General features: G+C 65.3%; 20 protein-coding genes. 6 read left to right on the top strand and 14 right to left on the bottom strand.

The features are described from left to right. Window positions 1-41: 41 nt before the first annotated feature. From OVA06_RS16170 to OVA06_RS16150, 5 genes are all read right to left on the bottom strand, one after another. Window positions 42-2,597: a rhamnogalacturonan lyase gene (locus tag OVA06_RS16170; RefSeq protein ID WP_268159700.1), complete on the bottom strand. Its 2,556-nt coding sequence runs from the start codon at window positions 2,595-2,597 to the stop codon at window positions 42-44. A 130-nt stretch (window positions 2,598-2,727) separates the two neighbouring features. Further along, window positions 2,728-3,744, bottom strand: a complete 1,017-nt coding sequence (locus OVA06_RS16165) for a LacI family DNA-binding transcriptional regulator (RefSeq protein WP_268159698.1) — start codon at window positions 3,742-3,744, stop codon at window positions 2,728-2,730. A gap of 19 nt (window positions 3,745-3,763) precedes the next feature. Continuing rightward, a complete protein-coding gene (locus OVA06_RS16160) occupies window positions 3,764-4,615 on the bottom strand; it encodes a carbohydrate ABC transporter permease (protein ID WP_268159696.1) in 852 nt (283 codons plus the stop codon). Between the two features lie 2 nt (window positions 4,616-4,617). Then, window positions 4,618-5,598, bottom strand: coding sequence for a carbohydrate ABC transporter permease (locus tag OVA06_RS16155; protein ID WP_442793560.1), 981 nt, complete (start codon window positions 5,596-5,598; stop codon window positions 4,618-4,620). A gap of 72 nt (window positions 5,599-5,670) precedes the next feature. Continuing rightward, window positions 5,671-6,993, bottom strand: a complete 1,323-nt coding sequence (locus OVA06_RS16150; RefSeq protein ID WP_268159693.1) for an ABC transporter substrate-binding protein — start codon at window positions 6,991-6,993, stop codon at window positions 5,671-5,673. Between the two features lie 225 nt (window positions 6,994-7,218). On the opposite strand from OVA06_RS16150, the gene OVA06_RS16145 reads away from it, so the two are divergent. Beyond that, a complete protein-coding gene (locus OVA06_RS16145; protein WP_268159691.1) occupies window positions 7,219-9,264 on the top strand; it encodes a beta-galactosidase in 2,046 nt (681 codons plus the stop codon). 80 nt (window positions 9,265-9,344) lie between these two features. Next, a complete protein-coding gene (locus OVA06_RS16140) occupies window positions 9,345-11,042 on the top strand; it encodes a glycoside hydrolase family 53 protein (protein ID WP_268159689.1) in 1,698 nt (565 codons plus the stop codon). A gap of 110 nt (window positions 11,043-11,152) precedes the next feature. Here OVA06_RS16140 and OVA06_RS16135 read toward each other — a convergent pair whose 3' ends face one another. The 3 genes from OVA06_RS16135 to OVA06_RS16125 form a co-directional block, all read right to left on the bottom strand. After that, on the bottom strand, window positions 11,153-12,193 hold the full coding sequence (locus tag OVA06_RS16135) for an NAD-dependent epimerase/dehydratase family protein (protein ID WP_442793559.1): 1,041 nt from the start codon (window positions 12,191-12,193) through the stop codon (window positions 11,153-11,155). Further along, window positions 12,187-13,158 carry an aldo/keto reductase gene (locus OVA06_RS16130; RefSeq protein WP_261618651.1) on the bottom strand — a complete coding sequence of 324 codons (972 nt, stop codon included), beginning with the start codon at window positions 13,156-13,158 and terminating at the stop codon, window positions 12,187-12,189. Before OVA06_RS16130 ends, OVA06_RS16135 begins: the two co-directional genes overlap by 7 nt. A 106-nt stretch (window positions 13,159-13,264) precedes the next feature. Further along, window positions 13,265-14,086 carry an aldo/keto reductase gene (locus OVA06_RS16125; protein ID WP_268159683.1) on the bottom strand — a complete coding sequence of 274 codons (822 nt, stop codon included), beginning with the start codon at window positions 14,084-14,086 and terminating at the stop codon, window positions 13,265-13,267. A 200-nt stretch (window positions 14,087-14,286) separates the two neighbouring features. Between OVA06_RS16125 and OVA06_RS16120 the strand changes: the two genes are divergently transcribed. Further along, the gene (locus tag OVA06_RS16120) at window positions 14,287-15,186 is read left to right on the top strand and encodes a helix-turn-helix domain-containing protein (RefSeq protein ID WP_268159681.1); all 900 of its coding nucleotides are present in this window, start codon (window positions 14,287-14,289) and stop codon (window positions 15,184-15,186) included. 117 nt (window positions 15,187-15,303) lie between these two features. After that, window positions 15,304-15,513 carry a hypothetical protein gene (locus OVA06_RS16115; RefSeq protein WP_015935719.1) on the top strand — a complete coding sequence of 70 codons (210 nt, stop codon included), beginning with the start codon at window positions 15,304-15,306 and terminating at the stop codon, window positions 15,511-15,513. A 97-nt stretch (window positions 15,514-15,610) separates the two neighbouring features. Here the strand turns inward: OVA06_RS16115 and OVA06_RS16110 are convergent, their stop codons facing one another. The 6 genes from OVA06_RS16110 to OVA06_RS16085 all read right to left on the bottom strand — a co-directional run bounded on the left by OVA06_RS16110 (window position 15,611) and on the right by OVA06_RS16085 (window position 22,567). Beyond that, window positions 15,611-15,823 carry a dodecin gene (locus OVA06_RS16110; RefSeq protein WP_268159679.1) on the bottom strand — a complete coding sequence of 71 codons (213 nt, stop codon included), beginning with the start codon at window positions 15,821-15,823 and terminating at the stop codon, window positions 15,611-15,613. A gap of 62 nt (window positions 15,824-15,885) precedes the next feature. Next, window positions 15,886-17,172, bottom strand: a complete 1,287-nt coding sequence (locus tag OVA06_RS16105) for a pectate lyase family protein (RefSeq protein ID WP_268159677.1) — start codon at window positions 17,170-17,172, stop codon at window positions 15,886-15,888. Window positions 17,173-17,210: 38 nt separating this feature from the next. Then, on the bottom strand, window positions 17,211-19,256 hold the full coding sequence (locus tag OVA06_RS16100) for a pectinesterase family protein (protein ID WP_268159675.1): 2,046 nt from the start codon (window positions 19,254-19,256) through the stop codon (window positions 17,211-17,213). Between the two features lie 91 nt (window positions 19,257-19,347). Then, a complete protein-coding gene (locus OVA06_RS16095) occupies window positions 19,348-20,268 on the bottom strand; it encodes a carbohydrate ABC transporter permease (protein WP_268159673.1) in 921 nt (306 codons plus the stop codon). Between the two features lie 9 nt (window positions 20,269-20,277). Beyond that, window positions 20,278-21,231, bottom strand: a complete 954-nt coding sequence (locus OVA06_RS16090; RefSeq protein ID WP_261618657.1) for a carbohydrate ABC transporter permease — start codon at window positions 21,229-21,231, stop codon at window positions 20,278-20,280. Window positions 21,232-21,262: 31 nt separating this feature from the next. Continuing rightward, window positions 21,263-22,567, bottom strand: coding sequence for an ABC transporter substrate-binding protein (locus tag OVA06_RS16085; RefSeq protein ID WP_268159671.1), 1,305 nt, complete (start codon window positions 22,565-22,567; stop codon window positions 21,263-21,265). A 306-nt stretch (window positions 22,568-22,873) separates the two neighbouring features. Between OVA06_RS16085 and OVA06_RS16080 the strand changes: the two genes are divergently transcribed. Then, window positions 22,874-23,746 carry a DUF6807 family protein gene (locus tag OVA06_RS16080; protein ID WP_268159669.1) on the top strand — a complete coding sequence of 291 codons (873 nt, stop codon included), beginning with the start codon at window positions 22,874-22,876 and terminating at the stop codon, window positions 23,744-23,746. After that, on the top strand, window positions 23,743-25,320 hold the full coding sequence (locus OVA06_RS16075; RefSeq protein ID WP_268159667.1) for a glycoside hydrolase family 43 protein: 1,578 nt from the start codon (window positions 23,743-23,745) through the stop codon (window positions 25,318-25,320). The genes OVA06_RS16080 and OVA06_RS16075 overlap by 4 nt, the downstream gene beginning before the upstream one ends. The last annotated feature ends 15 nt before the right edge of the window (window positions 25,321-25,335 follow it).

Raw genomic sequence — 25,335 nt, 5'->3', positions numbered from 1 at the left:
GTCTGCCGTCCTTTCCGTGATGGGCTTCATGCGGCGAAGCCCTATTTCTCGAATGCGCGGAGGACGTTGCCTGCGTTGTGGTTCAGGACCGCCCTGGCCGTGTCGGATACCTTGTCCGGGTTTTTCTGCTGGCCCAGGAATTTCACGAAGCGCTGGATGGCCTGAGCTGCCTTCGCGGCGTCCCGGTCCTCCACGGCCTTCTGTGCCTGCTGGGCTGCTGCGGTGAGCTGGCTGGCCACCGGGCCCGCGATCTCACCCGATTCCACCAAATCCTCCACCGCATTCTGCAGTGCCTTCACGCTGCCCGGAAGCCACGCGGCGCGCAGCGGGACATCGCCGAACTGCATGTCCGAGGCGAGGTAGAAGTCGGTGTAGGACGGCTGGTTGTATGTGGTGTTCTGCCGGGCCACCTCAGCACGGTACTGGGGATCGTGCATGAGGGTGTAGAGCTTGTGGTCCGTCACCTCGGTGCTCAGGTAGATCCGCAATGCGGAGCTGTCGGCGGTGCGGACCACCAGTTCTTCGCGCCAGTCGCCCAGGATGTCCGCCACCAGGCTGGGGGTGCCCTTGGTGCCGTTGTTGGTGCGCGTGCCGTCCGCGGTCAGCAGGCGGCCCCGCGTCCAGTCGTCGATGGTGGGGGTCTGGTCGCCGGAGCCGTTGACGATCTGCGTCGTCATGTCCGCGGCCCACCTGATGCTCATGTTGGTACCGGGGCTTGTGCTGGAAAGCTTGCGGCCGTCGGCGGACTGCATGCCGATCGCCCAGTTCTCCAGGCCGGGGACGGAAGGATCCACGTCGCCGATCATGCCGCGTCCCGTGTCCTTGCCCGAGTAGGCGCCGAACAGCACCTCACCCGTCGCGGCGTCGCGCATGGCGTAACCGTACGGCGCGTACGTGCCGCCCTCGTGGACGGTGAAGATCTCCTTGCCGGGGCGGTTGGGATCGATGTCCGCCACGTGCATGGCATCGCCGTGGCCCAGGCGTGCCTCCTCACCCGGCGCGGCGCTGCCGGCCGGCAGGGTGTCGAACGAGCTGTACAGAAGCGAGCCGTCGTCGTCGAGCGTTGCCGAACCGTAGACGATCTCCTGCTTGCCGTCGCCGTCAACGTCGGAGGCGCTCAGGGAGTGGAAGCCCTGGGTGGTGAGCTTGCCGTGGGTCGGGTCCGTTCCGTCCCGGCCGTGCGGGGAGTCGTTGAACGGGTTGGTCATGGGAGTCCAGCCCGAGTCCACGTTCCATACGGGGGAGAGGTTGGCGCCGTCCCAGGTGTAGGTGGCCAGGGTGGTGCGGGTGTAGTAGCCGCGGGCGAACACGGCGGCGGGCTTCTTGCCGTCCAGGTAGGCGACGCCGGCGAGGAACCGGTCCACGCGGTTGCCCGGTTCGATGCGGGCCATGGCGTAGTCGCCCCACATCATGCCGTCGTCGGTCCGGCCCGGCTGGTAGGCGACGGTCTTGAGTTCCTTGCCCGTGGCGCCTTCGAAGACGGTCAGGTATTCGGGGCCGGACACGATGAATCCTTCGAACGCGCGAAGGTTGTTCCGGCTGCTGCGCGAGGGGGCGTAGACGTCCATGAAGTAGTCGGTCAGCGCCTCGGCATCGGCTTGGGACAGCGGGTACTTGTACTTCGGCGCGATGCCGAAGGCTTCTTCGAGGGTGGCCGGCCAGTTTCCGGCCTTCACCTCGGGGTGCTCCGTCCAGCCCTGGAAGGTCTTCACCATGTGCTGGTAGTAGTCCGCCGCGCTCATCCGGTAGTCGTCGCTGTTCGAGTACCCGGCATTGATATCGGACCGGAGCATGGTGATGAACGATTCCGCGGCCACGCTGCCGTCCGCGTTGTAGTTGGTGGTCTTGGTGCCCGGCGCGGTCTTCATCATCAGCTCGGCCCGGCCGTCGCCGTCGAAATCATTGACCAGCATCTGGGTGTAGTGGGCCCCGGAGCGGATGTTGACGCCCAGGTCGATCCGGTGCAGCAGCGTGCCGTCGGCTTTGTAGGTGTCCACGTAGGTGTTGCCGGTGTAGCCCACCTGGGAGACGTCTTTTGAGTTGTTCGGGTCCCACTTGACGATGAACTCGTACTGGCCGTCGCCGTCCACATCGCCCACGGAGGTGTCGTTGGCCGAGTAGGTGTAGGCCTGGCCGGTGGGCGTGGTGCCGTCGGCCGGCTTTTTCAGCGGAATGTCCTTGAAGTTGCCGCCCCAGGAGGTGGCAGTGGCGCTTTCGTCCAGTTCGACGCCGCCGACGACGGCCCGCACCTGGTACTTCGACGCGGCGGTCCCGGCGGGGTCCTGATAGTTGGTGCTGTCCGTGACCGTCGCCACCTTCTGCCCGTCCCGGTACACGTTGAAGTCCGTGCCGGTCAGGCCGGTTGCTGAGGATCCGGTGGCCTCGTTGCCGAGCAGGCGCCAGCTGAGGAACACACCTTCGGACGTTCCCGCAGCCACCAGGCCGCGGTCCAGGTAGTCGAGCTGGATTCCCGGATTGCCGGGCTTGGAGGGGGAAGGCCCGACGGCGGCAGCAGGGGCTGCGAGGCAGCCTACGGTGAGTGCCAGGCCGAGAGTGGCGACCGACAGGAGGCGTGCGGGAGCCTTGGAGGGATTCATCAGTGAATCCTTTCAATTTCGAATTGGGAAAACGCTTCCCCAGCAATCTAGACTGCGGGGTTAGGCAAAACAAGCCTTGTCTTCTGAACCCGCCGCGGGGTATTTAGAACGTTGTAGAAATACTGGCCCTTCAGGCCGACTCCCGTACCACCAGTTCAGTGGGAATGGTGATGGCAGCATGGTTTTTCCCGGCGATGACGTCCAGCAGCAACCGCACCATTTCCTCGCTGATCCGATCGAATGGCTGCCGCACCGTGGTCAGGGCCGGCGTGGCGGCGGACGCGGCCGAAATGTCGTCGAACCCGACTACTGCAACATCCTCGGGAACCCGCCGGCCGGCGTCGTGCAATACCTCCAGCGCGCCAAGGGCCATAAGGTCGTTGGCGGCGAAGACGGCATCCACGTCGGGGACCCGGGCGAGGAGCTCACGCATGGCCCTGGCCCCGCTTTCGCGGCTGTAGTCACCCGGCGCCACCAGCGCCTCATCGAAGACCTCGCCCTGATGTGCCCGGTACGCTTCCAGCCGCCGGATGCCGCCGGACGTGTCCTGCGGGCCGGTGATGGTGGCGATCCGCTTCCGGCCGCCGTTGTCCAGGAACTCCAGCAGCTCCAAGGCGCCTTGGTAGTCGTCGGCTGCCACGTAGCCCATCTTCTTTTCGAAGCCCAGGGGAACGCCACAGGCGATGGCAGGCACGCCTGCGGCGATGATGTCGGCGATGACGCCCTTCCTGCTGCCATGCGAGGAGACCAGGAGGACTCCGTCCACATGGCCGGCGGTGAGGAAATCGGTGGCCCGGCGCTGCTCGTCTTCCGTGCCGGCCATGATCAGCACCAGGGGAATGTCGTGCACGGCCAGGGCATCGGCGGCGCCCCGCATCAGGACGGCGAAGTTGGGGTCGGCGAACAGGCGGTCGTGCGTTTCGGTCAACAGGAACGCCACCGAGTTGGCTTTGTTCGTGGCAAGGTTCCGGGCATGCGGATTGACGCGGTACCCGGTCTTTTTGATGGCGGCGTTGACGGCAGCCAACGCGGGCGGGCTGACCCAGTGGCCGCCATTGAGCACCCGCGAAACTGTCCCTCGCGAGACGCCTGCCTCCCTGGCCACATCGTCAATCTTGGGCCGGGGCCGGCCTTGCGGTTGCATCATGATCCGAGCCTATCCAGCCCTAGGCCTTTACGGCGCCGGCGGCGAGGTCAACGCGCCAGTAACGCTGCAGGAACAGGAACATGATGACCAGCGGAACGATGGACAGCAGGGCTCCGGCCAGCACCAGCGTGTACAGCGCCGGGGCGGTGGCGCCCTGGTTGAGGAGTCCGTTCAGGCCCACCGTCAACGGGAACAGCGTGTCATCACCCAGCATGATGTACGGCAGCATGAAGTTGTTCCAGATGGCTACGAACTGGAACAGGAAGATGGTCACCAGCCCGGGGAGCATCATGGGCAACGCGATGCGGTTGAAGATGTACATGTCCTTGGCGCCCTCCGTCCGGGCAGCCTCGATCACATCCCCGGGAACCGACGCAGCGGCGTAGATGCGGGCCAGGTAGATCCCGTAGGGGCTGATGATCTGCGGCAGGAGAACGGACCAGTACGTGTTGGTCAGGCCCAGCTGGGCCAGCATCAGGTACTGCGGGATGGCGAGGATGACGCCCGGAACCAGCACGCCCATGAGGAGAACCTTGAACACGCCGTTCTTACCGGGAAAGTCGTATTTGGCCAGGACGTAGCCGGAGAGGGCGGACACCCAGGTGGAGAGCAGGGCTCCCACGCCGGCGTAGAGGGCGGTGTTGAGCATCCAGCGCCAGAACACGCCGTCGCGGTAGGCGGTCAGCTCCACGATGTTGTTCCACAGGTGGACGCTCGGCGCAAAAGTAAAGGTGGAGAAGAGCTCGTCGCTGCTCTTGCTGGCCGCGGCCACCACCCAGATGACGGGGAACAGGCAGTACAGCGCCCCGAGGATCAGGATGCCGGTGGAAAGGAAGCTCGGTTTCTCGCGGATCTCAGTGGGAGTGGACATGGTCAGTTCTCCTGTCCGAAGGCCCGCTTCTGCACAATGCGCAGGAAGAGGAAGGAAATGGCGAAGGTGGCGAGGGCGATGATGATGCTGGTTGCCGCCGCAGAGTAGATGTCATTGCGGGTGAAGGCGTCCCGGTAGACGAGCATCAGCGGTGACCAGCTCGTGGAGAGGCTGTTTGCCAGCGGGCGGAGCGTGGTGGGTTCGGCGAAGACCTGCAGCGTGGCGATCATGGAGAACAGCGCCGTCATCACCACCGACGGGGCAATGATGGGGATCTTGATGCGCAGCGCGGTCTGGATCTCCGAGGCACCATCCAGTTTGGCGGCCTCATAGATTTCCTGGGGCACGGCCTTGAGTGAGGTGTACATGACGATCATGTTGAAGCCCACGCCGCCCCATAGGGCGATGTTGGCGATGGCAAAGGTGATCAGGTCCGGGTTCAGCAGCGATGGCAAGGCTATACCCAGCCTGTCCGCCACGAAGTGGAAGGGGCTGACCCCGGGCAGGTACAGGAAGCCCCACAGGAGCGAGCTGATCACGGCCGGCACGGCGTAGGGCAGGAAGATGGCGGTGCGGGAGAAGTTGCCGGCACGGGTACGCCGCGAGTCCAGGAGGAGTGCGAAGAGCAGCGCGAAGCCAAGCATCAGCGGGATCAGGATGGCGCCGTACGTGAGGACACGGAGGACGCTGGCGGTGAACTCGGGGTCGGTCAGGGAGCGGATGTAGTTGTCGAACCCGGCAAAGACGGTGCTCTGTGCGCCCTTGCCCAGCCCCAGTCCGCTGACCTTCTTCTGCTGGAAGCTCAACACCAAGGTGTAGGCGATCGGTGCCGCCATGAACACCAGGAACAGGACAATGCCAGGGGCCAGCATCGCGTACGGGATCATGGCCCGCTGCCTGAAGTTCCGGGCCTTCCGGGGAGTCCCGGGCCCGGCGGATGCGGTCTTTTCCGCCTTGGTTGGCGCGGTCGCTGTCGCTGCCATGGTGCACTTCCTTGGGTGGGGTGGTGGGGAACGAACCGGGAGGGCGCCGCGGCACCCTCCCGGCAGGCGGGACTACTTGACTGTGAAGCCGGTCTTCCTCAGGTCGTCAACGGTGACCTGCTGCATGCCGGCCACGGCGTCCAGGAACGCACTCTTGGTTTTGGCCTGGGCAGCCTTGGCGAACTGGTCGTTGTACGCGTTGTAGGCAACGTTGACGTTGGGGCCGTAGCTGAACGATGTGACGCTCTGCGCAGCTTTGCCCACCACATCGTAGAAGTCGGGCTGGTTGCTGAAGAACTCCGGCGCCTTGGTCAGGGCCGTCTTGGCACCTTCGGTGTCCGCAGGGTAGATGCCGGCCACGTCCACCAGGGCCTTGACGGCCTCGGGATCGGTATTCAGCCACGAAGCGAACCTGGAAGCCGCCGCGACGTTCTTGGACTGGGACGTCACAGCGGTGGAGGAGCCGCCCCAGTTGCCGGTGGCGGGCTTGGCGGAATCCCACTGCGGCATGGGGGCCACTTTCCACTTGCCGGCCGTTGCGCCGGCATTGCCGGAGAGCACGCCGGGGGCCCAGGCGGCGCTGAGCCAGCCCACCTGCTTGCCGTTGTTCAATGCGGCGTTCCATTCGGGGGTGTACATGGGCTTGTTGTCGATGATGCCCTGCTCCACCAGTCCTCCCCAGTAGCCGGCCACCTTCTCTGTGGGATCCTCGGCAATCTTGACGCTCCACGCGTCACCGTCGATGGCCCACCATGACGCCCCGGCCTGCTGGGCCATGCCCGTGAACCAGCCGGCGTCGTTGGAGGAGAACGTGCCCAGGTAAGCCTCTGGGTCAGCGTCGTGCACCTTCTTGGCCGCCGCGGCGTATTCTTCCCAGGTTGTGGGGACGGCGAGGCCCAGGCGTTCGAAGATGTCTGCACGGTAGTAGAACGCCATGGGACCGGTGTCCTGCGGAACGGCATAGAGGGCGTCACCACCAAGGGTGACGGAATCCCAGACGGCCTCAGGGAATGCGTCCTTGGTGTCCTTGGCGTCGGTTCCGGAGAGGTCTGCCAGCGCATCTGCTGCCACCAGGGTGGGGATCTTCTGATACTCAGCCTGGATCAGGTCCGGCGCGCCGGAACCGGCGTTGACGGCCGTCAGCAGTTTGGTGATGGCGGGATCGCCGCCGTCCTGCTTGTTGACCGTGACGTGGATGTTGGGGTTCTTCTCGTTCCAGAGATCCACCACCTTGTCCAGGTTCGGGGCCCAAGCCCAGTAGGTCAATTCCACCTTCTGGTTTGGATCCGTGTTCTGTTCCACGGAGCTGGTGCCGGAACCTGTGGAACATCCTGCGGTGAGCAGGGCCGCTGCGGCCATCATTGCCGCTGCGCTTGCACGAAATGAGCTGCGCATTCCGTCCTCCTTGTCGAAAAAGCTGGCTGTGTAAAAGCTGGTGGGATCCCGGCGCGGGATCCGTCGTGCTGCGGCGGAAGCGGACACACTGCGTCAACCAAGTCCTGTGAGCGGTTCCAGTAATTCACACAGTTGTGATCTATGTCAACAAAATATTGCCTGTATCACTTCATTGAAGAGCTGTGATACTACTGGGAGCGCACACAGTTCTAAGGAGATCACCCGATGACAGACGTCCTGCAGGCACCAGCACCTGGACTCGCGCCGGCGCCGTGGGTCCAGCGCCCGGCGGGCCTTTGCTACGGCGGGGACTACAACCCGGAGCAGTGGCCCCGCGAGGTGTGGGTGGAGGACATCGCCCTGATGCGCGAAGCCGGCATCAACCTGGTCAGCGTTGGGATCTTCTCCTGGGTCCTGCTGGAACCGCGGGAAGGGGAGTACGACTTCGAGTGGCTGGACCACCTTGTCGGCCAGCTCACCGATGCCGGTATCAGCATCGACCTGGGCACCCCCACCGCCGCCCCGCCGGCGTGGTTCTGGAAGAAGTACCCCCAGGCCCATCCCGTGACGCGGGACGGGCTCACTCTTGGCCACGGCTCCCGCGGAATGGCCGCGCCCAGCTCGCCGGACTACCGCCGGGCTGCGGTAAACATCACCGAACAGCTGGCGCGGCGCTATGGTTCCCACCCCGGCGTCGTCCTCTGGCATGTCCACAACGAGTACGGCGCTCCCGTCAGCGAGTCCTACGATGACGCCTCCGTGGCGGCGTTCCGGACCTGGCTGCAGGCCCGCTACGGCAGCCTCGACGCGCTTAACGCGGCCTGGGGCACCCTCTTCTGGGGACAGAAATACAACGCCTGGGACGAGATCGATGCCCCGCGGATCTCCGCGAGCGTCAGCAACCAGGGCCAGCGGCTGGACTTCGCCCGGTTCACCTCCAACGCCATGTTGGAGTGCTTCATTGCAGAACGCGACGTCATCCGCCGCTACGCCCCCAGCACCCCGGTGACCACCAACTTCATGGCCACCAACTGCCTGTCCCCGGACTATTGGGCCTGGAGCCGGGAGGTGGACATCGTGGCCAATGACCACTACCTCGTGGCGCAGCGGACGGACAACCACATTCTCCTGTCCATGGATGCGGACCTGACCCGCTCACTGGCCGGAAACAAGCCGTGGATGCTGATGGAGCACTCCACCAGCGCCGTGAACTGGCAGGGCCGCAACATCGCCAAGCGTCCGGGGGAGCTGGCCCGCAACAGCCTGGCCCACGTTGCCCGCGGTGCCGATGCCGTGATGTTCTTCCAGTTCCGCGCCTCCCGCTTCGGGGCGGAAAAGTTCCACTCGGCCATGCTTCCGCATGCCGGTACGGGCACCCGGATCTGGCGGGAAGTCCTGGACCTGGGCGACGACCTGAAGAAACTTACGGCCGTGAAGGGCTCCACTGTCACCGCCAAAGTGGCCATCCTGTGGGACGTCGAATCCTTCTGGGCCCAGGACCTGGAGTGGCGGCCCAGCAACGAACTGACCCACCGCGAGCGGATCGAGGCCTACTACTCGGTGCTGTGGAACCGTGGCGTTGCCGTGGACTTCGCCCACCCGGAATCGGATCTATCCGGCTACGACCTGGTGCTCGCCCCGGCCCTGTACCTCGTGGGCGAACTTGCGGCGGCCAACCTGCGCAACTATGTCCAGGGCGGCGGGCACCTGGTGGTGTCCTACTTCTCGGGCATCGTGGACGCCACGGACACCGTTCCCGCGGGAGCTTCGCCCGGTCCGCTGCGTGACCTGCTGGGGCTGGAAATCCACGAATTCCTGCCCCTGCGCGAACACCAGGCAGTCCAGCTCAGTGCCGGACGGGGGACCGGCACCATCTGGTCCGAGGAAATCCACCCCACCACCGCGGACGTCGTGGCCCGCTACCAGGACGGTCCGGCCGCGCCGGGACCGGCCATTACCCGCAACGCCTTCGGCCGTGGCACGGCCTGGTACGTCTCCACGGACCTGGACGACGGCGGCCTGGCCGCCATCCTGGCGGAGGCGCTGGCCCACGCCGGGCTGTCCGCAGGAGACGGGCACCCGTCCGGCCTTGAGGTGTCCGTGCGCAGCAACGGTGCAGACCGCTTCACGTTCCTGATCAACCACACCGAGGCTGACGCGTCATTCGCAGTCTCGGGACTGGACATGGTTTCCGGTGAAAGGGTGGACGGCGTCGCCTCCATTCCGGCCGGAACCGTGCGGGTCATCCGGCACCCCGAAGGATCCAGCTAGCCCTACAGACCGCCGGCCGGGGCCGCCCAGGCCCTGGCCGGTTTCCACAACCACGGCTCAACGTCAAGGAGGACGCCCCAGTGATCAATCCCCGCACGATGCGCACTGCGAGTAAACGACTGTCCGGCCGCTTACGACTCTCCGGCCGGACGTTGCCATCCGGCCGGACCCTGGCCGCCGTCACCGCGCTGGCCCTGGCAGGAGCGTTGCTGGCTGCCGGCCCTGCCACTGCTGCCCCGGCCCAGGGCAGGCCGGCCGGGGTTGGACCGGCGTCCGTATCTAACCCGGGCTTCGAAGCGGGGACCGCGGGCTGGTCCGTTTCCGGCCCGGCCGGCGCGGCCGCGGTGGAGTCCGGGGGAGCCGACTCGGCGCACCGGCTTACCCACTACCTGGCCTCGGACAACACGGTGACCACCTCCCAGACCGTCACAGGCCTGAAAAAGGGGTGGTGGACCTTCCGCGCCTCGATCAAGTCCGGCGGCCCGGTGAATTCGTCGCGCCTGGTCCTCACAGGATGCGGAAGGGACGGTTCCACCGTCGTGCCCTCCACGGAAACCGACGACCAGTGGCTGACCCTCGCCGTCAGCGCCAACGTCGCGGGCAAATGCACCCTCTCCCTCACAACCACGGGCGCCGGGGCGTGGGCCAGCATGGACAACGTGACCTTCGTCGAAGGCCGGGTGGAGCGGACCTTCCGCGGCGCCGATCTCTCCGGCGTTCCCAAGAACGAGGACCACGGCGCCGTGTACGCCACGGCGGACGGTACCCGGGTAGACCCGGTGGAGGCTTTTGCCGATGCCGGCGCCAACCTGGTCCGCCTTAAGGTCTGGGTCAATCCGGCCGATGGCTACAACACCCGGCAGCAGGTGGTGGACATGGCTAAACGCGCCCAGGCCCAGGGCATGAAGGTGCTGGTGGACTTCCACTACTCCGACCGCTGGACCGATCCCGGGGCGCAGAGCGTTCCCGCTGCCTGGAAGGGCCTGTCGGCGGCAGCCATGGCCGACGCCGTCTACGCACACACCAAGGACGTCATGGCTGCGCTGAAGTCCGCCGGCATCACGCCGTACGCCGCGCAGGTGGGCAACGAAATCAACCCCGGCATGCTCTGGCCGCTGGGCCAGACCTGGGACGTTGATCCAGCTGACGGCGTGGACGGTGCCCAGTGGGACAACCTCGCTACCTTCCTCAAGGCTGGAACCCGTGCCGTCAAGGACGTCAGCCCGGACACCAGGACAGTGCTCCACCTGACCAACATCAACAACGGCATCGGCGGGCTGACCTGGTGGTTCGATGAAGCCACCAAGCGCGGCGTGCCCATGGACATCATTGGCCTGTCCTACTACGGGTACTGGCACGGAACCCTGGCGGACCTGCAGAACGCCGTGACCACCTTGTCCCAGCGGTACGGCAAGGACGTGCTGGTGGTGGAAACCTCGTACCCGTTCACCCTCGAGGACAACCCCAACGCCCCGTGGGAAAACGTGATCGCCAACGGGTCCCAGCTCGTCAAGGGCTACCCGGCAACACCGGCCGGCCATGCCGCCAACTTCCGGGCGGTGCAGGACGTGGTGGCATCCGCTCCCGGCGGACGCGGCCTGGGCGCCGTCTATTGGGAGCCCGCCTGGACGTCGGTACCCGGCAACGGTTGGGATCCGGCCGACCCCGCATCGGGCAATGCCTGGGAAAACCAGGCAGTCTTCGACTTTGCCGGGCACGCACTGCCGGCGCTGGATGCGTTCGCCGCGGACGACGCCGGCACCTGGCCCAAGCGGTAGGCCGTCTGCGCCGTGGGGCGCTGCAGGAAAAAGGACGCCGACGGCGGGAGCCCACCTCCCCGCCGTCGGCGTCCTTTGTCCTGCTTGTTTCTGTTTGTCCCGGCGAGGCGCTAGTGCGCGCCGCCCGCGGCCCAAGTGGTGAGGGTGTCGCTGAGGTCCATGTAGGACTGGTCCACCTGCTGCAGCTCCGGGTTGGCGTCGTACCACTGGACGATCTCCCGGGCACCGTCGGCGAACGGAATGGTGGCGGTGTACTCCGGGACCAGGGACTTGATCTTGGTGTTGTCGAACACCACTGAATGCGATCTGTCGCCCAGCAGGTTGGGCCCGAGCTCCGGGCTGTGGGCCGCGATGGTCTCCGAGGCCACATGCACCAGTTCCGGCTCAGCCACCCCGGCAGCCCGGGCAAACAGCCGGTAGATCTGGTTCCACGGCAGGTACTCGTCAGAGGTGATCGTGTAGCTTTCACCCACCGCTTGAGACCTGCCGAGCAGACCCACGAAGGCCTTGGCAAAGTCCTTGCTGTGGGTCAGGGTCCACAGCGAGGTGCCGTCGCCGTGGACCATGACGGGGAGGCCCGCCCGCATGCGGTGGATGTCCGTCCAGCCGCCCACCATGGCGATCTTGGTCCGGTCATAGGTGTGGGAGGGCCGCACCACGGTGAGCGGGAAATCCTCGTCCCGGTAGGCGCGGAACAGCAGCTCCTCGCAGGCGATCTTGTCCCGGGAGTACTGCCAGAACGGGTTCTTCAGCGGCGTGGATTCCAGGATGGGCAACCGGGTGGGCGGCTTCTGGTAGGCCGACGCGGAACTGATGAACACGTACTGCCCGGCCCGGCCGCGGAACAGCTCGAGCCCGGCCTGCGCCTGGTCCGGGGTGTACGAGATAAAGTCCGCAACGGCGTCGAACTCCCTCGCCCCCAGCACGTCCCTGACCGACGCCGGGTCCCGGACGTCCGCATGCAGGACCTCCGCGCCGTCCGGAACCGGCCGGGTGGACCGGCCCCGGTTCAGGATGGTGAGCCGGTGGCCCAGCGCGACGGCGTGCTCAGCCGCCGCCGCGCTGATGACCCCGGTGCCGCCGATGAAGAGGATGCTCCTCGGCGCCACCGTCCCCGAGGACGTCCCGGCACCTGACGGTGGGGTCACCACGCGTAGTCTTCCGGAGCGGTCTTGTGCCCCGGGAAGATGTGGTCCAGCCGCTTGAGCGCGTCCTCATCGAGGGTGACATCCAGGGCACGGATGGCGGCATCCAGTTGTTCCTGCGTCCTGGGCCCGACGATCGGTGCCGTAACGGCGGGCTGGTGCAGGAGCCAGGCCAGTGCGACGTCCCCTGGTTCGTGCCCCAGGTCATCGGCGAGATCCTCGTACTGGCGGATCTGGTCCTCGTGCTTCTTTAGGGTTTCCAGGGCCCGTCCCTCGGTGCGCCGGACGCCGTCGCGTTCCTTCTTCAGCACGCCGCCCAGGAGGCCGCCCTGCAGCGGTGACCACGGGATGAGCCCCAGGCCGTACTGCTGCGCTGCCGGGATGACCTCAAGCTCCAGTTCACGGCGGAACAGGTTGTAGATGGACTGCTCGCTGACCAGGCCCGTGTAATTGCGCCGGTGCGCTGCCTCCTGGGCCTGGGCAATGTGCCAGCCGGCAAAGTTGCTGCTGCCGGAATACAGGATCTTGCCCTGCTGGACTGCCACCTCGATGGCCTGCCAGATCTCGTCCCACGGTGTATTCCTGTCGATGTGGTGGAACTGATAGACGTCGATGTAGTCCGTCTGCAGCCGCTTGAGGCTGGCATCCAGCGCACGCCGGATGTTCAGCGCGGAGAGCTTGGATTCGTTGGGCCGGTCCGTCATGGTGCCGTAGAGCTTGGTGGCCAGCACCGTGTGTTCGCGGCGCTCGCCGCCCTTGGCGAACCAGCGTCCGATGATCTCTTCGGTCCAGCCGCGGTGGCCGGCACCGCCATACACGTTGGCGGTGTCAAAGAAGTTGATGCCGTTCTCCCGCGCGGAGTCCATGATGCTGTGCGCGTCGGCTTCCTCGGTTTGGGGGCCGAAGTTCATGGTGCCAAGGCAAAGGCGGGAGACCTGCAGGCCTGAGCGGCCAAGATGGGTGTACTGCATTGCTGGGTTCCTCTCGGAGATTGGGGTGGGGCTGCCGGACCGGCGGATTCGCGTCCGACGCTGCGGTGGCTGGGCCCGGCGCCCCGGTGGCTGAGCCGGCCGAAACCTACATCTGGGTGAAGGACGCGACGGCGGGATCGGAGCCGATACGGGCACCGGACTCCAGGGCGGTGATGCTGGCCAGTTCGTCGTCGGAAAGCGTCAGGGAGGACGCAGCGAAGTTCTCGCGCATCCGGCCGGGGTCCACCGACTTGGGGATCACGATGTTTCCGGAGGCGAGGTGCCAGGCGAGCACCACCTGTGCCGTGGTGGCTCCATGGGCGTCTGCGATGGCAGTGACGGCGTTGCCGTTCAGGTCGCCGCCCTGCCCGAGCGGGCTGTAGGCCTCCACTTCGATACCGAGGCCCCGGCACTTGGCCGCAAGGTCTGCCTGCTGGTAGCTGGGGTGCAGTTCGATCTGGTTCACGGCCGGGACGATTTCGGACGATTCCAGCAGGGTGTCCAGGTGGTCGGAGAGGAAGTTGGAGACGCCGATGGCCCGGATCTGCTTGTTGTCGTAGAGCCGTTCCAGTTCCTTCCAGGCCTGGACGAAAAGTCCCTGCGACGGGACGGGCCAGTGGATGAGGTAGAGGTCGACGAAGTCGAGTCCCAGCGCCTTACGGCTGTTCTGGAACGCTTCCTGGGCCTTGCCTTGCTCGCCGTTCCGGAGCTTGGTGGTGACGAAGATGTCCTCGCGCGCGATGCCCGTCGCCGCGATGGCGGCGCCGACGCCGGCCTCGTTGCGGTATCCGGCAGCGGTGTCGATGTGCCGGTAACCCGCCTCGAACGCGTCCTCGACGATCCGCTGGGTGTCTTCCGGGGGGACCTGGAAAACGCCGAGGCCAAGCTGGGGGATGGTGACGCCGTTGTTCAGTGTCAGCTCTGACATGGTGCTCCTTGGATAATGCTGGTGCTGGGATCGGTGCCGTTGGCTCGACAGGGGAGAAAGCGGTTTCCGATGGCTCAGTATTGAGCCTATGCACTTTTGCCCGCCGCGTCAGCAGGTGACCGTGATCCTGTTTTTCCTAGGACCGGCAGTCCTACCTTCGGTGTAGGAGGAGTGCCGGACGGGCGGGCAGAATGGTCAGCATGGGTCAAAGTGCCGAGTTCGGAAAATTCCTCAAAGCCATGCGGTCGCGCCTGACACCGGAGGATGCCGGTGCCGGGCCCACTACGGGCGCCCGCCGCGTGCCGGGGTTGCGGCGCGAGGAAGTAGCCCGGCTTGCCGGCGTCAGCACGGATTACTACGTACGGCTCGAACAGGGCCGCAACATCCATCCTTCCCGGACGGTCCTTGACGCGGTTTCGCGGGCTTTGCGGCTGGACAGCAGCGAGCATGCGCACATGATGGACCTGCTGGAGAACTGCGCCGCCAACCCGCGGGCCACGGGTCCGACTGCCCAGGGAGTGCGGCCGGGGCTGCGGCAGCTGCTCGAGGCCGTGGGCGATGTGCCCGCCCTGCTGCTGGGCCGCCGCAACGACGTCCTTGCCGGCAACAGGATGGCGTACCTGCTGTTTACCGACTTTCCCTCGCTGCCCGCGGCGGAGCGGAACCTCACCCGCTGGCTCATCCTCGATCCGGCGGCCCGGGAGCTGTTCCGCGACTGGAAGACGCTGGCGGCCGAGGCGGCGGGGGCGCTGCGGCTCGATGTGGGCCGCCACCCGAACGATCCGCAGGCCAACCAGCTGGTGGGGGAGCTTGCGGTGAACAGCGAACAGTTCCGTCAGTGGTGGGCCGGGCACCGGGTGGCCAGCCGGTCTGCGGGCATCGTGCGCCTGCATCACCCCACCGTGGGGGACCTCGAACTGAACTTTGAGAGCCTCGCCCTTCCGGACGACCCCGACCAGGTGCTGAGGGTGTATTCAGCCAAACCGGGCTCGCCGTCGTCGGACGCGTTGGCCCTGCTGGGCAGCCTGGGCGCGGGCGAGGCGCCGTCCGAACGGGAGCGGGCAACCGAGGTTCCACCCTCCGGCGTCGCAGAGTCCTAAACGCCTTGTACGTTTGACCAAGCAAAGGTTCATTGTTTGGCCAGGAATCCATTTTGGCGACCCGTGGGGTTTCGTAGGCTGGGGGGAACACACTTCTTCCCAAGGATGGTCTCAACGATGAAACGCATCGCGCTGCTGAAAGAACGCCAGGCCGCTCCCGCCGGCACCGCCTCGACGTCCACCGGCTCGCACTGCCCGGTGTCCGGACTGTGGAGCCCGGACCACGATCCACACACGGTGTTGTCTTTCTTCGAGGGCCACGTTTTTCCCGCGTTCGACGGCGTTCCCACAGTATGGCGGCGCCGGTCGCTGGGACAGGCCTACTAAAGCGAAGCCCCCGCAGTACCGGCACGAGGGATGTGCCGCATGAAGAAGGCCGTGACCTCCGGGGCCACGGCCTTCTTCATCCGTTTAAGGGCGCGTCCTACTGTTCTTCGAGGCGGAAACCGATCTTGATGGTCACCTGCCAGTCCGCCACCCTGCCGTCTTCGAGGTGGCCCCGGACTTCCTTGACTTCGAACCAGTCAAGGTTGCGGAGGGTTTGGGAGGCCTTGGCGATCCCGTTCCGCACGGCGTCGTCCACACCTTCCGTGGAGGTACCGACAATTTCAGAAATGCTGTACGTGTGGTTGGACAACTTCGCTCCTCGTGATCATCGTTGCTCCCGGTTGCGGGCCGTTCCTGAAGACTAGTAGGACTTCAAGAGCCTTGGCCAGACCCTGCTTCACGGCCCACCCTTTCCCGGGCTGCCGGAGCCGGCTCGATTCGCAGGTGAGGCCCGGCGGTGCCGCTGACTGCAGGGGCCAGCGCAGCATCCGGGTTGGCAGCGTTATAGGCGTCCAGGACGTTGACCTTCCGGCCGTTGACCCAGGTGCCTGCCTCGTCGATTCCCGTGCCGCCGAAATTCCGGATAATCTGTGCGGCCGGGATGCCTTCCGTGAGCTCAAACGTGTTGTTACGGGCGATGATGCTGGATTCCACGCCCGCACCCCATGAGTACTGGTACTGCGCCCGGTCCGTCACGCGGTACACATTGTTGTACACGTGCGCCTGCCCGAACCGGACCCGGGGCGCACGCTGCCCAAGGTCCACGAATTCGTTGTGGTGGAGGGTAACCCGCAGCTTGCCGCGGTCCGCCGTCGCCCCGTCTCCGTTGCCCCACAGCATGGATTTGTCGTGGCCCGAGAGCCGGCTCCAGGAGATGGTGACCAGGTCTGCCTGCCGGACCACGTCCAGGAGGCCGTCATGCCGCAGGAACCGTTCACCGAAATACCGGGGCTGGCCGGCATCGGCTGTTTTGCCGTCGTCCAGGGTCAGGTGGTCCAGCCACACATGGGTGGAGCCGGAGACCACGAGGTTGTCCCATTCGGTTTTCCAGGTGTCCCCGTTCCAGCCCGGGAAGCAGTCGTAGGCGTCAGAGAGGTGGAGGTTGCGGACAATCACGTTATCCACATTGTCGATGTTCAACGTGAAGCCCGTGAGCTGGACGTCACCGACGCCAACGATGGTGGTGTTGGCGCCGACATTGACCCGGACCCGTTCGCGCTGCTTCGCACTTGAATCCTTGCGGGCGTCTTCGAGGGGGCCGGATGCCGGCCCCGTCCAGTTCGCAGGGTCGAAAGCCGCAAGGTAGGCCTCAAGTGAGTAGCCGCCGGTTGCGTAATCCTCGCACGTGATGGCGGTGCCATCCGAGGCGGTGTTTGCGTTGAAGCCCTGCTTTACGTACACGATCTTGGGCTCGTTTCCCGCCACCGCGGCGGCGAGTTCATCCCTCGTTGAAACTTCGTGCACGTTCCCGGGTGCCGCGCTGGAGCCGCCGGTGGTTCCGCCCTCGGCGGAGGCCCAGCCGTCACCTGCGGCCAGGACTTGCCGCCCCAGGTCGGTGGAGGCCGGTGCATGCTCCGCGACGTATGGGGCGGGCCCGGGAAGTGGCCCGGCGAGGACAACAGCGGTGGCCAGTACAACCGATCCAGCCAGGGACATCATTGGTGGTTCTCCTCGAAATAGTGGTTGCAGGTCATCGCTCAGCCACGTCCTGCCGGGGTCCAGTCACCGAGGAACGCTTCCGCGGCGAACCTGGCGGCGTCAACGTCGGACAGTTGGGGGTGGAACTCGTTCACGTAGGCACCGGGGCCGGTGTTCTTGTACTCAGCGAACCGGCCCTCAGTCCACGCGTGGCCGCTCATATCCGCCCAGCCCTGGACCGCGATGTGGCTGCCCAGGACTGAATCCCGGATGACCGCCATGGGGTAGGCGTCCGGATCACTGCTGGCAAACCAGGGACGGCCCAGGCTGACGGTGCCCGGAGCGGCCTCGGAGGTGAGCGTGCTGTTGACGATCAGGAAGCCGTACGGGTTGGAGTTCTTGGTGCTAGGGGCCACGATGTAGCCGTTGTTCGTATCGCTTCCCCGGTCCAGGGAATGGATGGTGCACCCGTCAAAGACCGCCGTGCCGCGGCCGTACAGGAAGTCCACGTCGCCTTCGATGTAGCAGTTCTTCAGGTAGGTCCTGGCGGTGGCGTCCCGGCCTGTGGTGTCGGCGAGGTAGGTGTCCTGGTTGCCCAGGAATCGGGTGCCGTCAAACACCACCTTGTCCGCGACGCTGCGGACGGCCAGCGCCTGGCTTCCGCCGTTGGCTGCCTCGTCGTAGGCGTTTTCCACTGTCAGGTTCCGGACGGTGGTGCCCGAGGCTGCCACGGTCAGCGTGGCGCTGCCCACGGCTCCCCAGGTTCCGCCGAAGAACTTCGCACCGTTCGCGGGCAGGTCGTAAGTGATGACGACGTCGGCCGGGTTGGCTGTTGCGCCCTGGATGGTGAGGTTGGGGCGGTCCGCCCAGACGTTCACCACTTCGCGGTAGGTGCCGGGCTTCACGGTAATGGTCCGTGGCTGGGTGCTGCCGGCAGGGATGGAGCCGATGGCGGCCTGCAGGCTGCCGAATTCTCCCGTCCCGTCCAGTGCCACGGTGATGTTTGCGGCCTTGTTCGCTGCATTGTTTTCGCGGGGTCCGGCGCCGGCGCTGACAATGCCCGGCACTGCCGCGGCGCTGTCCACGGTGTAGGAGTAGTTCGCGACGGGGTCGAATGCGGTTCCCACGTTGTCTTTGCGGCCCCGGGTGGAGTCGAAGATGTTGTCCCGGTTTACCACCTGGGTGGCGGAGTCCTTGGCCACAATCGGGTCCTGGACGGCGGTGAAGTAGTTTCCTTCCAGCACCACTTTGGCGTTGTTGCGGCCCATCATGCCGTACTGGCCAACGTCCTGCAGGTAGTTGTTGTAGACGTGTGCGGCGGCGGTGTTGTCCAGGCTGAAGTTCCGCTGGGTGGTGTTGCGGATCCAGTTGTGGTGGATGGTCATCTTCGTGACGGCGTTGGCGGTCCAGCCCACTCCCAGGGCTTTGTTGTTGTCCGCGAACACGTTCCATGAGTAGGTCAGGTAGTCCGAGTCCTTGCGGGTATCAATCAGGCCGTCGCCCATCCGCTCGAACTTCATGTGGTCCACCCAGACGTGGTGGCTGGTATCGAGCTGGATGCCGTCACGGTCGTTGTCCGGCCGCTTGCCGTCCCAATCACCCGGAATGTAGGAATCCCGGACCGTGAAGTTTCGGAATATCACGTTGGAGACATTAATCAGCTTGAAGCCGGCGTTGACCACCTCGGCCCCAGCGCCCATGCCGATGAAGCTCTTGTTGGCAGCGACAGGCATCTTGACGTACTGATCAGCCGTGAGGGAGCCGCTGATGAAGATCACCAGTGGCTCTGCAGCGGAGGCATACTCCTGGAGCTGGGCGATGGTGGTGGCCGTGACAATCCGTCCCGCCTGCCCGCCGGTGGTGCCCGCCAGCCCGTTCCCGGGCAGTGATGCGAAGCCATCGGGCGTCTGCTTCCACAGCGGCCCATTCCCCTCGGACAGCGAAGAAGGGATAAGGACGGCGGGTGCCAGGACTGAAGGTGCCTGGACGGACGGGGCCGCGGTGCCGGACGCGTGCAGCGGCGGTGCCGCCGTCGCCGGGGCGCTGGCCAGGCTGGACAGGAGGACGACGGCGGTTGCCGCACCTAAGAACCGACGCAAACTCATGCAAAACTCCTTTGTTCCGGCACCCGGGCAGCCTCCAGCCCGGGCACCGTGCATTGTGTTGTTGAGCGGGTGATGCGTGGAGAGACGCGGGCTACTTCAGGCCCGTGGTGGCGATGCCGTTGATCAGGTACTTCTGGCCGGCAATGAAGAAGCCGATGATGGGTGCGATGGACACCACGGACATGGCGAACATGGGTCCCCACATGCTCTGGCCCTCGGAGTCCATGAAGGCCCGGAGCGCCAGCGGGACGGTGTAGAGGTCCTGGTTCTGGATGTAGAGCAGGGGTCCGAAGAACTCGTTCCACGTTGAAATGAACGTGAAGATGGCGGTGGTGGCCATGGCGGGAACGCAGAGCGGAAGGATGACCCGCAGGAACGTGCGGAATGGTCCGCAGCCATCGATCTGCGCGGCGTCGTCCAGTTCCCTGGGCAGCGCCTTCATGAATTGCACCATGAGGAAAATGAAGAACGCGTTGGTGGCCATGAAGTTGGGCACGATCAGCGGCAGGTAGGTGTCCAGCCAGCCGAGCTGCGAAAAGATGATGTACTGCGGCACCAGGAGCACGTGCCCCGGGAGCATCAGCGTGCCCAGCATCAGGGCGAAAAACAGCTTCCGGCCCGTGAACTCCATCCGGGCAAAGGCGTACGCCGCCAGGGCACAGGAGAAGATGTTGCCGATGATGGAGAAGACCACCACGATCATCGAGTTGATCAGGTAAACGTGGAACGGCTGGTTGAGCGCGGTCCAGCCCTCGGCGTAGTTGCTGAAATCCCAGTTGTCCGGCCATAGCCCCAGCTGCCGGAAGATGTCATTGCTGGGCTTGAAGGAGCTGGAGATCAGCCACAGCAGTGGATACAACATCACCAGCCCCACCAGGCAGAGGATCAGGTGCCGGGAAAACCGGGTGCCCCGGGTCCCGGTGAGGGCGTCTTCCGGATCCGCCTGCTTGGGCTGCTTCGACGGCTTGCCGGGTTTGGTGGCTGATGTGGGAGGTGATTCGAGGAGTGCCATGGGGTTGCCTTAATTGTCGTAGAAGACCCAGAACTTGGATGCGATGAAGTTGATGGCGGTGAAGATCGCAATGATCATCAGCAGCAGCCAGGCCATCGCCGAGGCGTACCCCATCTCGAATTCGGTGAAGCCCTTTTGGTACAGGTAGAGGTTGTAGAACAGCGTCGAATCAGCCGGGCCGCCGGTGCCGCCGCTCATGACGTAGCCCTGGGTGAAGGTCTGGAAGGACCCGATGAGCTGCATGATGAGGTTGAAGAAGATGATGGGGCTGATCAGCGGGATGGTGATGTTGCGGAACTGCCGCCACCGGGACGCCCCGTCGATGGACGCCGCCTCGTAGTACATGGTGGGGACCTGCCGCAGTCCGGCCAGGAAGATGACCATGGGTGAGCCGAAGGTCCAGACGTTCAGGACGATCAGGGTGCTCAGTGAGAAGTTGGGATCCGTGACCCAGGCCGGGCCGGCGATCCCGAAAAGACCAAGGAAACCGTTGACGATTCCTTCGTTGCCGAAGATGTAGCGCCACAGCATCACGATGGCCACGCTGCCGCCCAGCAGGGAGGGCAGGTAGTACACGGACCGGTAGATTTTCAGGCCCTGCAGGCCGCGGTTGAGCACCAGGGCGATGAGCAGGGCGACGGCCAGCGAAATGGGCACCGAAACAAAGGTGTAGATGAACGTGACCTTCAGCGACTGCCACAGCCGGGGGTCCTCGGTCATCGCCTGGAAGTTTGCCAGCCCCACGAAGTTGGGTTCGGTGAACAGGTTGTAGTCCGTGAACGCCAGGTACAGGGAGGCGAAGAACGGAATGATGGTGAAAAGCATGCCCAGGAACCAGGGCAGCAGGAACAGGTAGCCCGAGCGCTGGTTCTTTCGCCGCGCGGTGCCCTGCTTCCGGCGGCCCGGAGGTCCTGCCGCAAGCGAGGCCGCCGCGCCGGGGGCTTGTTTGGTCAGTACCGACATGCGTCAGGCTCCTTTCTGTTGTGGGCTGGTGCTACTTGTTGATGGCTGCATTGCTCTTCTCGAGGAAGGTCTTGGCGGCGTCGGCCGGGGTGATTCTGCCGAACTCCACCTCGGTGGCCAGCTGCTTGAGGGTGTCAGCCACCACGCTGGCGCCCTTGGGGTAGACGTAGGCAGGCGGAAGGTCATCCTTCTGGATGTCGGCCACCATTTGGACAAATTTCGTGTCGTCCGGCCCGAGCTTTGCTTTGATGGCTTCGGTGACGTTTGGGTTGATCGGCACACCGCGCTGGGTGAGCGTCTCGGCTGCGCCGTCGGCGTCGTTGATCAGGAAGTTTACGAACTTGGCCGCTTCCTTGGGGTGCTTGGACTTGGCAGCGATGGACCAAAGCATGCTGGGATCGGCGGAGTAACCGCGCCGCTTCTCGGTGGTTTCACCAGGCATCCTCAAGAGCACAACGTTGCCGCCGGCGGCTTCGTTGTAGGCCTTGTAGTTGTTGATGGGGATGATCTGGGAAGCTACAGTCCCTTTCGCCAAATAGGACTGAGCCGCTGAGCCGCCAATCTGCTCAAAGAAGCCAGCTGGCGGGTACCCGCCGGCGTTGCGCAGGTCAACGCTGTACTGGAACCACTCGCGGATGGTGTCCTCGCTGACGCCGAGCTTGTTGTCCTCGGTATAGAAGTCCTCGCCGCGCTGCCGGGCGAACAGGATGGGGCCGGTTTCGGTCGAGACATCGTAACCTGCGCCGTAAACCTTCCCTCCGGTCTTCTGGCTCACCTCGGTGGCAAACTTTGCATAGTCTTCCCAGCTCCAGGTCTTGTCGTCAGGGATGGTGACGCCGGCCTGGTCCGTGATGGTCTTGTTCACCACCATGCCAATCAGGTTGACGCCCGTGGCAAGCCCGTACAGCTTGCCGTCCACCTCGCCGCGGCTCTGGATGGTCTGGGGAATGTCCCCCAGTTCGATTTCCGGCAGGGACTTGAGATCGGCCAAGGTGCCGCGCTGGGCATACTCAAGCAGGGTCCTGTTGGCCATGTTGAGAACGTCCGGCGGGTTGCCGCCGGCAAAGCGGGTGGCCAGCTTGTCCGCGTAGGGGCCGCTGTCCTGGTACTCGCTCTTGACAGTGATGCCGGGATTCTTCTCTTCAAAGACCTTGATGGCCGCGTCCGTCATCTTGGCCCGGTTGGCGTCACCCCAGTAGACGAAGTTGAGTTCAACGTTGCCGCCGGCTGCCGGGGAACCACCTCCAGCGCAGCCGCTCAGGCCCAGGCCCGCTGCCGTGACTGCCGCTCCCAGGAAGATCCTGCGGGAGAACCCGGTGGTTGCTGTCTTCTTCATTGAATGACGCCTCTCTGTGGCTGCCCCGTAGGAGCGTTAGCGTGCTGAATTTTCCAGAAACTTTCTGCTGCCTCTGCCGTCGAACTTCGCTGCCAAGGAGTCTAAATCAAGCCCTGAGCAGGGATACGAAAGAAGTGAGTAAACGATTTCTAGCAAGTGGCAGTTGTGACTGTCAACACTTTTTTCAAAACCGATGCAGATTTGAGAGCAGAAAGTTTCCGAGACTATTGCTGATTCTTTTCTGTCTGCCTATGCTGTTCTCCATCGCTATGGATGCGATGCATTTCCCACCGGAAGGAGGCGCCGTTGCCCACCCCCGTCCTTGAGCCCGCCCGGCTCTTGACCTTGGATCCCGGCTCAGGCGTTGCGCCGGCCAGTGCACCGAGGCCTTACTTCCACCCGGTGCGCTCCCTGGCCGGAACCGTGCTGACGGAAGTCGCGCCGGTTGACCACATCCACCATCTGGGGTTGTCTGTGGCCTTTTCGGACCTGAACGGCACCAACTTCTGGGGCGGGTCCACCTACACGCAGGACCGCGGACCCGTGGTCCTGTCCAACCACGGCAACCAGGCCCTGGACGGCTGGAGCGATGATGCCGGCCGTGCCGCCGGAACCGTGCTGTGGACGTCCAGGCACGGAACCCTCCTGGCAGAGGAACGCCGCTCGATGGAGGTTTTCGCGCACCCGGCCCCGGGAACCTGGAGCCTGTCCCTGACGTCGGTAATGGTCCCGGCAGGCGACGTTCCCGCCCTGGAGGTGTCGTCGTCGGCCGTCAAGGGCCGCAGCGGCGCCGGATACGGCGGCATCTTCTGGCGCTTCCCCGCGGACTGCTCCGGAACCCGCGTCTTTTCCGCTGCCGGTGCGGGCGCAGATGCGGCACACGGATCCCGCTCGCCCTGGCTTGCCATCAGCACCGTCACCGGCGGCGCACCCGTCACGGTGGTGCTCGCCCAGGACAATCCCGTCCGCCCCTGGTTCATCCGCTCGGAGGGCTATCTGGGCGTAGGCCCCGCCGTCGCCTGGTCCAAAAAAGCGGTGGCCGACGCCGCACATCCGCTGGAGCAGTCGCTGCACGCCGTTATCCACGACGGTCCGGTGGCATCACCGGACCAGGCGCTCCACCTTCTTGAGCATCATCCCGCCGTACGCACGCCCAGCCATCCCGACAGGACATCATGACCTCGCGCAACTCCGTCCCCGTGTACGCCAATCCCATCCTCAATGCCGACTGGCCGGACCCCGATGCCGTCCAGGTCCGCGGCACCTATTACATGGTTGCGTCCAGCTTCAACCGCGTTCCCGGGTTGCCCATCCTCAAGTCCCGTAACCTCGTGGACTGGGAGCATGCCGGCCACGCCCTGCTGCAGCTTCCGCAGGGCAGCCACTTCTCCCTGGTCCGCCACGGTGGCGGCGTCTGGGCGCCCGCGCTGCGGTACCACGACGGACGGTTCTGGATTTTCTACCCGGATCCGGACCACGGCATCTTCGTGCTGAGCGCCGAAAAAGCTGAGGGGCCGTGGACAGCGCCGCACCTCCTGTACGCAGGCCGCGGGCTCATCGATCCGTGCCCGCTGTGGGACGACGACGGCCAGGCCTACCTGGTTCACGGATGGGCAAAGAGCCGGATCGGGATCAAGAACCGCCTCACAGTGCACCGCATGAGCGCCGACGCCGGAAAGTTGCTGGACCACGGAACCACCGTCATCGACGGAGGCGACCTGCCCGGCTACACCACGCTGGAGGGGCCCAAGTTCTACAAGCGGGATGGCTGGTACTGGATCTTCGCACCTGCCGGCGGCGTGGCTACCGGCTGGCAGTCCGTCTTCCGTTCGAGGTCGCCGTTCGGCCCCTACGAGGAGCGCCGGGTCCTCGAACAGGGGAACAGTCCGGTGAACGGGCCACACCAGGGCGCCTGGGTGACATCGCCGCGGGGGGAGGACTGGTTCCTGCACTTCCAGGACCGCGGACCCTACGGACGCGTGGTCCATCTCCAACCCATGGGTTGGACCGAGGACGGCTGGCCCTGGATGGGGAAGCAGGCGCCCGACGGCGGCCCGGGAACCCCCGTCGCCAGCCACTCCTACCCGAGGGGTACTTCGCCGCAGGACGTGGCACCCCCGGCCAGTGACGACTTCGCCTCACCGTGGCTGGGCCCGCAATGGCACTGGCAGGCCAACCCCCGGCACTCCTGGTCGTTCCAGCCCGGTGGTGGCCGGCTCATCCTCCGGCCGCAGGCCAACGATCCGGTCAACCTCCGGGAGCTGCCCAACGTCCTGGCGCAGGTCCTTCCAGGAACGCCGTCCACCTTCACCACCTCGCTGGAACTGCAGGATGTCCCGGTGGGCACCCGCGCCGGCGTAGTGGTGCTGGGGCAGGAATACGCCTGGCTCGGCATCGTCCGGACCGCCGACGGATTCGTCCTGGGAAGCGGGACCGGGGGAGAGGGCCCGTCGGAGCAGGCACCCAGCCGCAGCATCTCCCTCCCGGCTTCCCGGGTGGAGCTGCAGATCCGCACCGACGGGACGCCCCGGTCCACCTTTGCCTGGCGCCTTGGCCCCGGGGAGCCGTGGGAGGTCCAGGGCTGGAACTTCGGCGTCGTGCAGGGGAAGTGGATCGGCGCGGAACTGGGGATTTTTGCCACTTCGCCGCTGGGATCGCAGGAAGGCGGCAGTGTTATCGTGGGACCCGTGCGCGTGGACACGGCGCCCGTTCGCCGGGCTACTGCCCCGCAGCTCGCCGCCGCAACCACATGACCCCAAGGACTGCCC

It is taken from the genome of Pseudarthrobacter sp. SL88 (assembly GCF_026672455.1).
GTDB lineage: Bacteria > Actinomycetota > Actinomycetes > Actinomycetales > Micrococcaceae > Arthrobacter.
The sequence above is the reverse complement of the archived record's forward strand: the minus strand, read 5'-3'. Positions and strand labels throughout refer to the sequence as shown.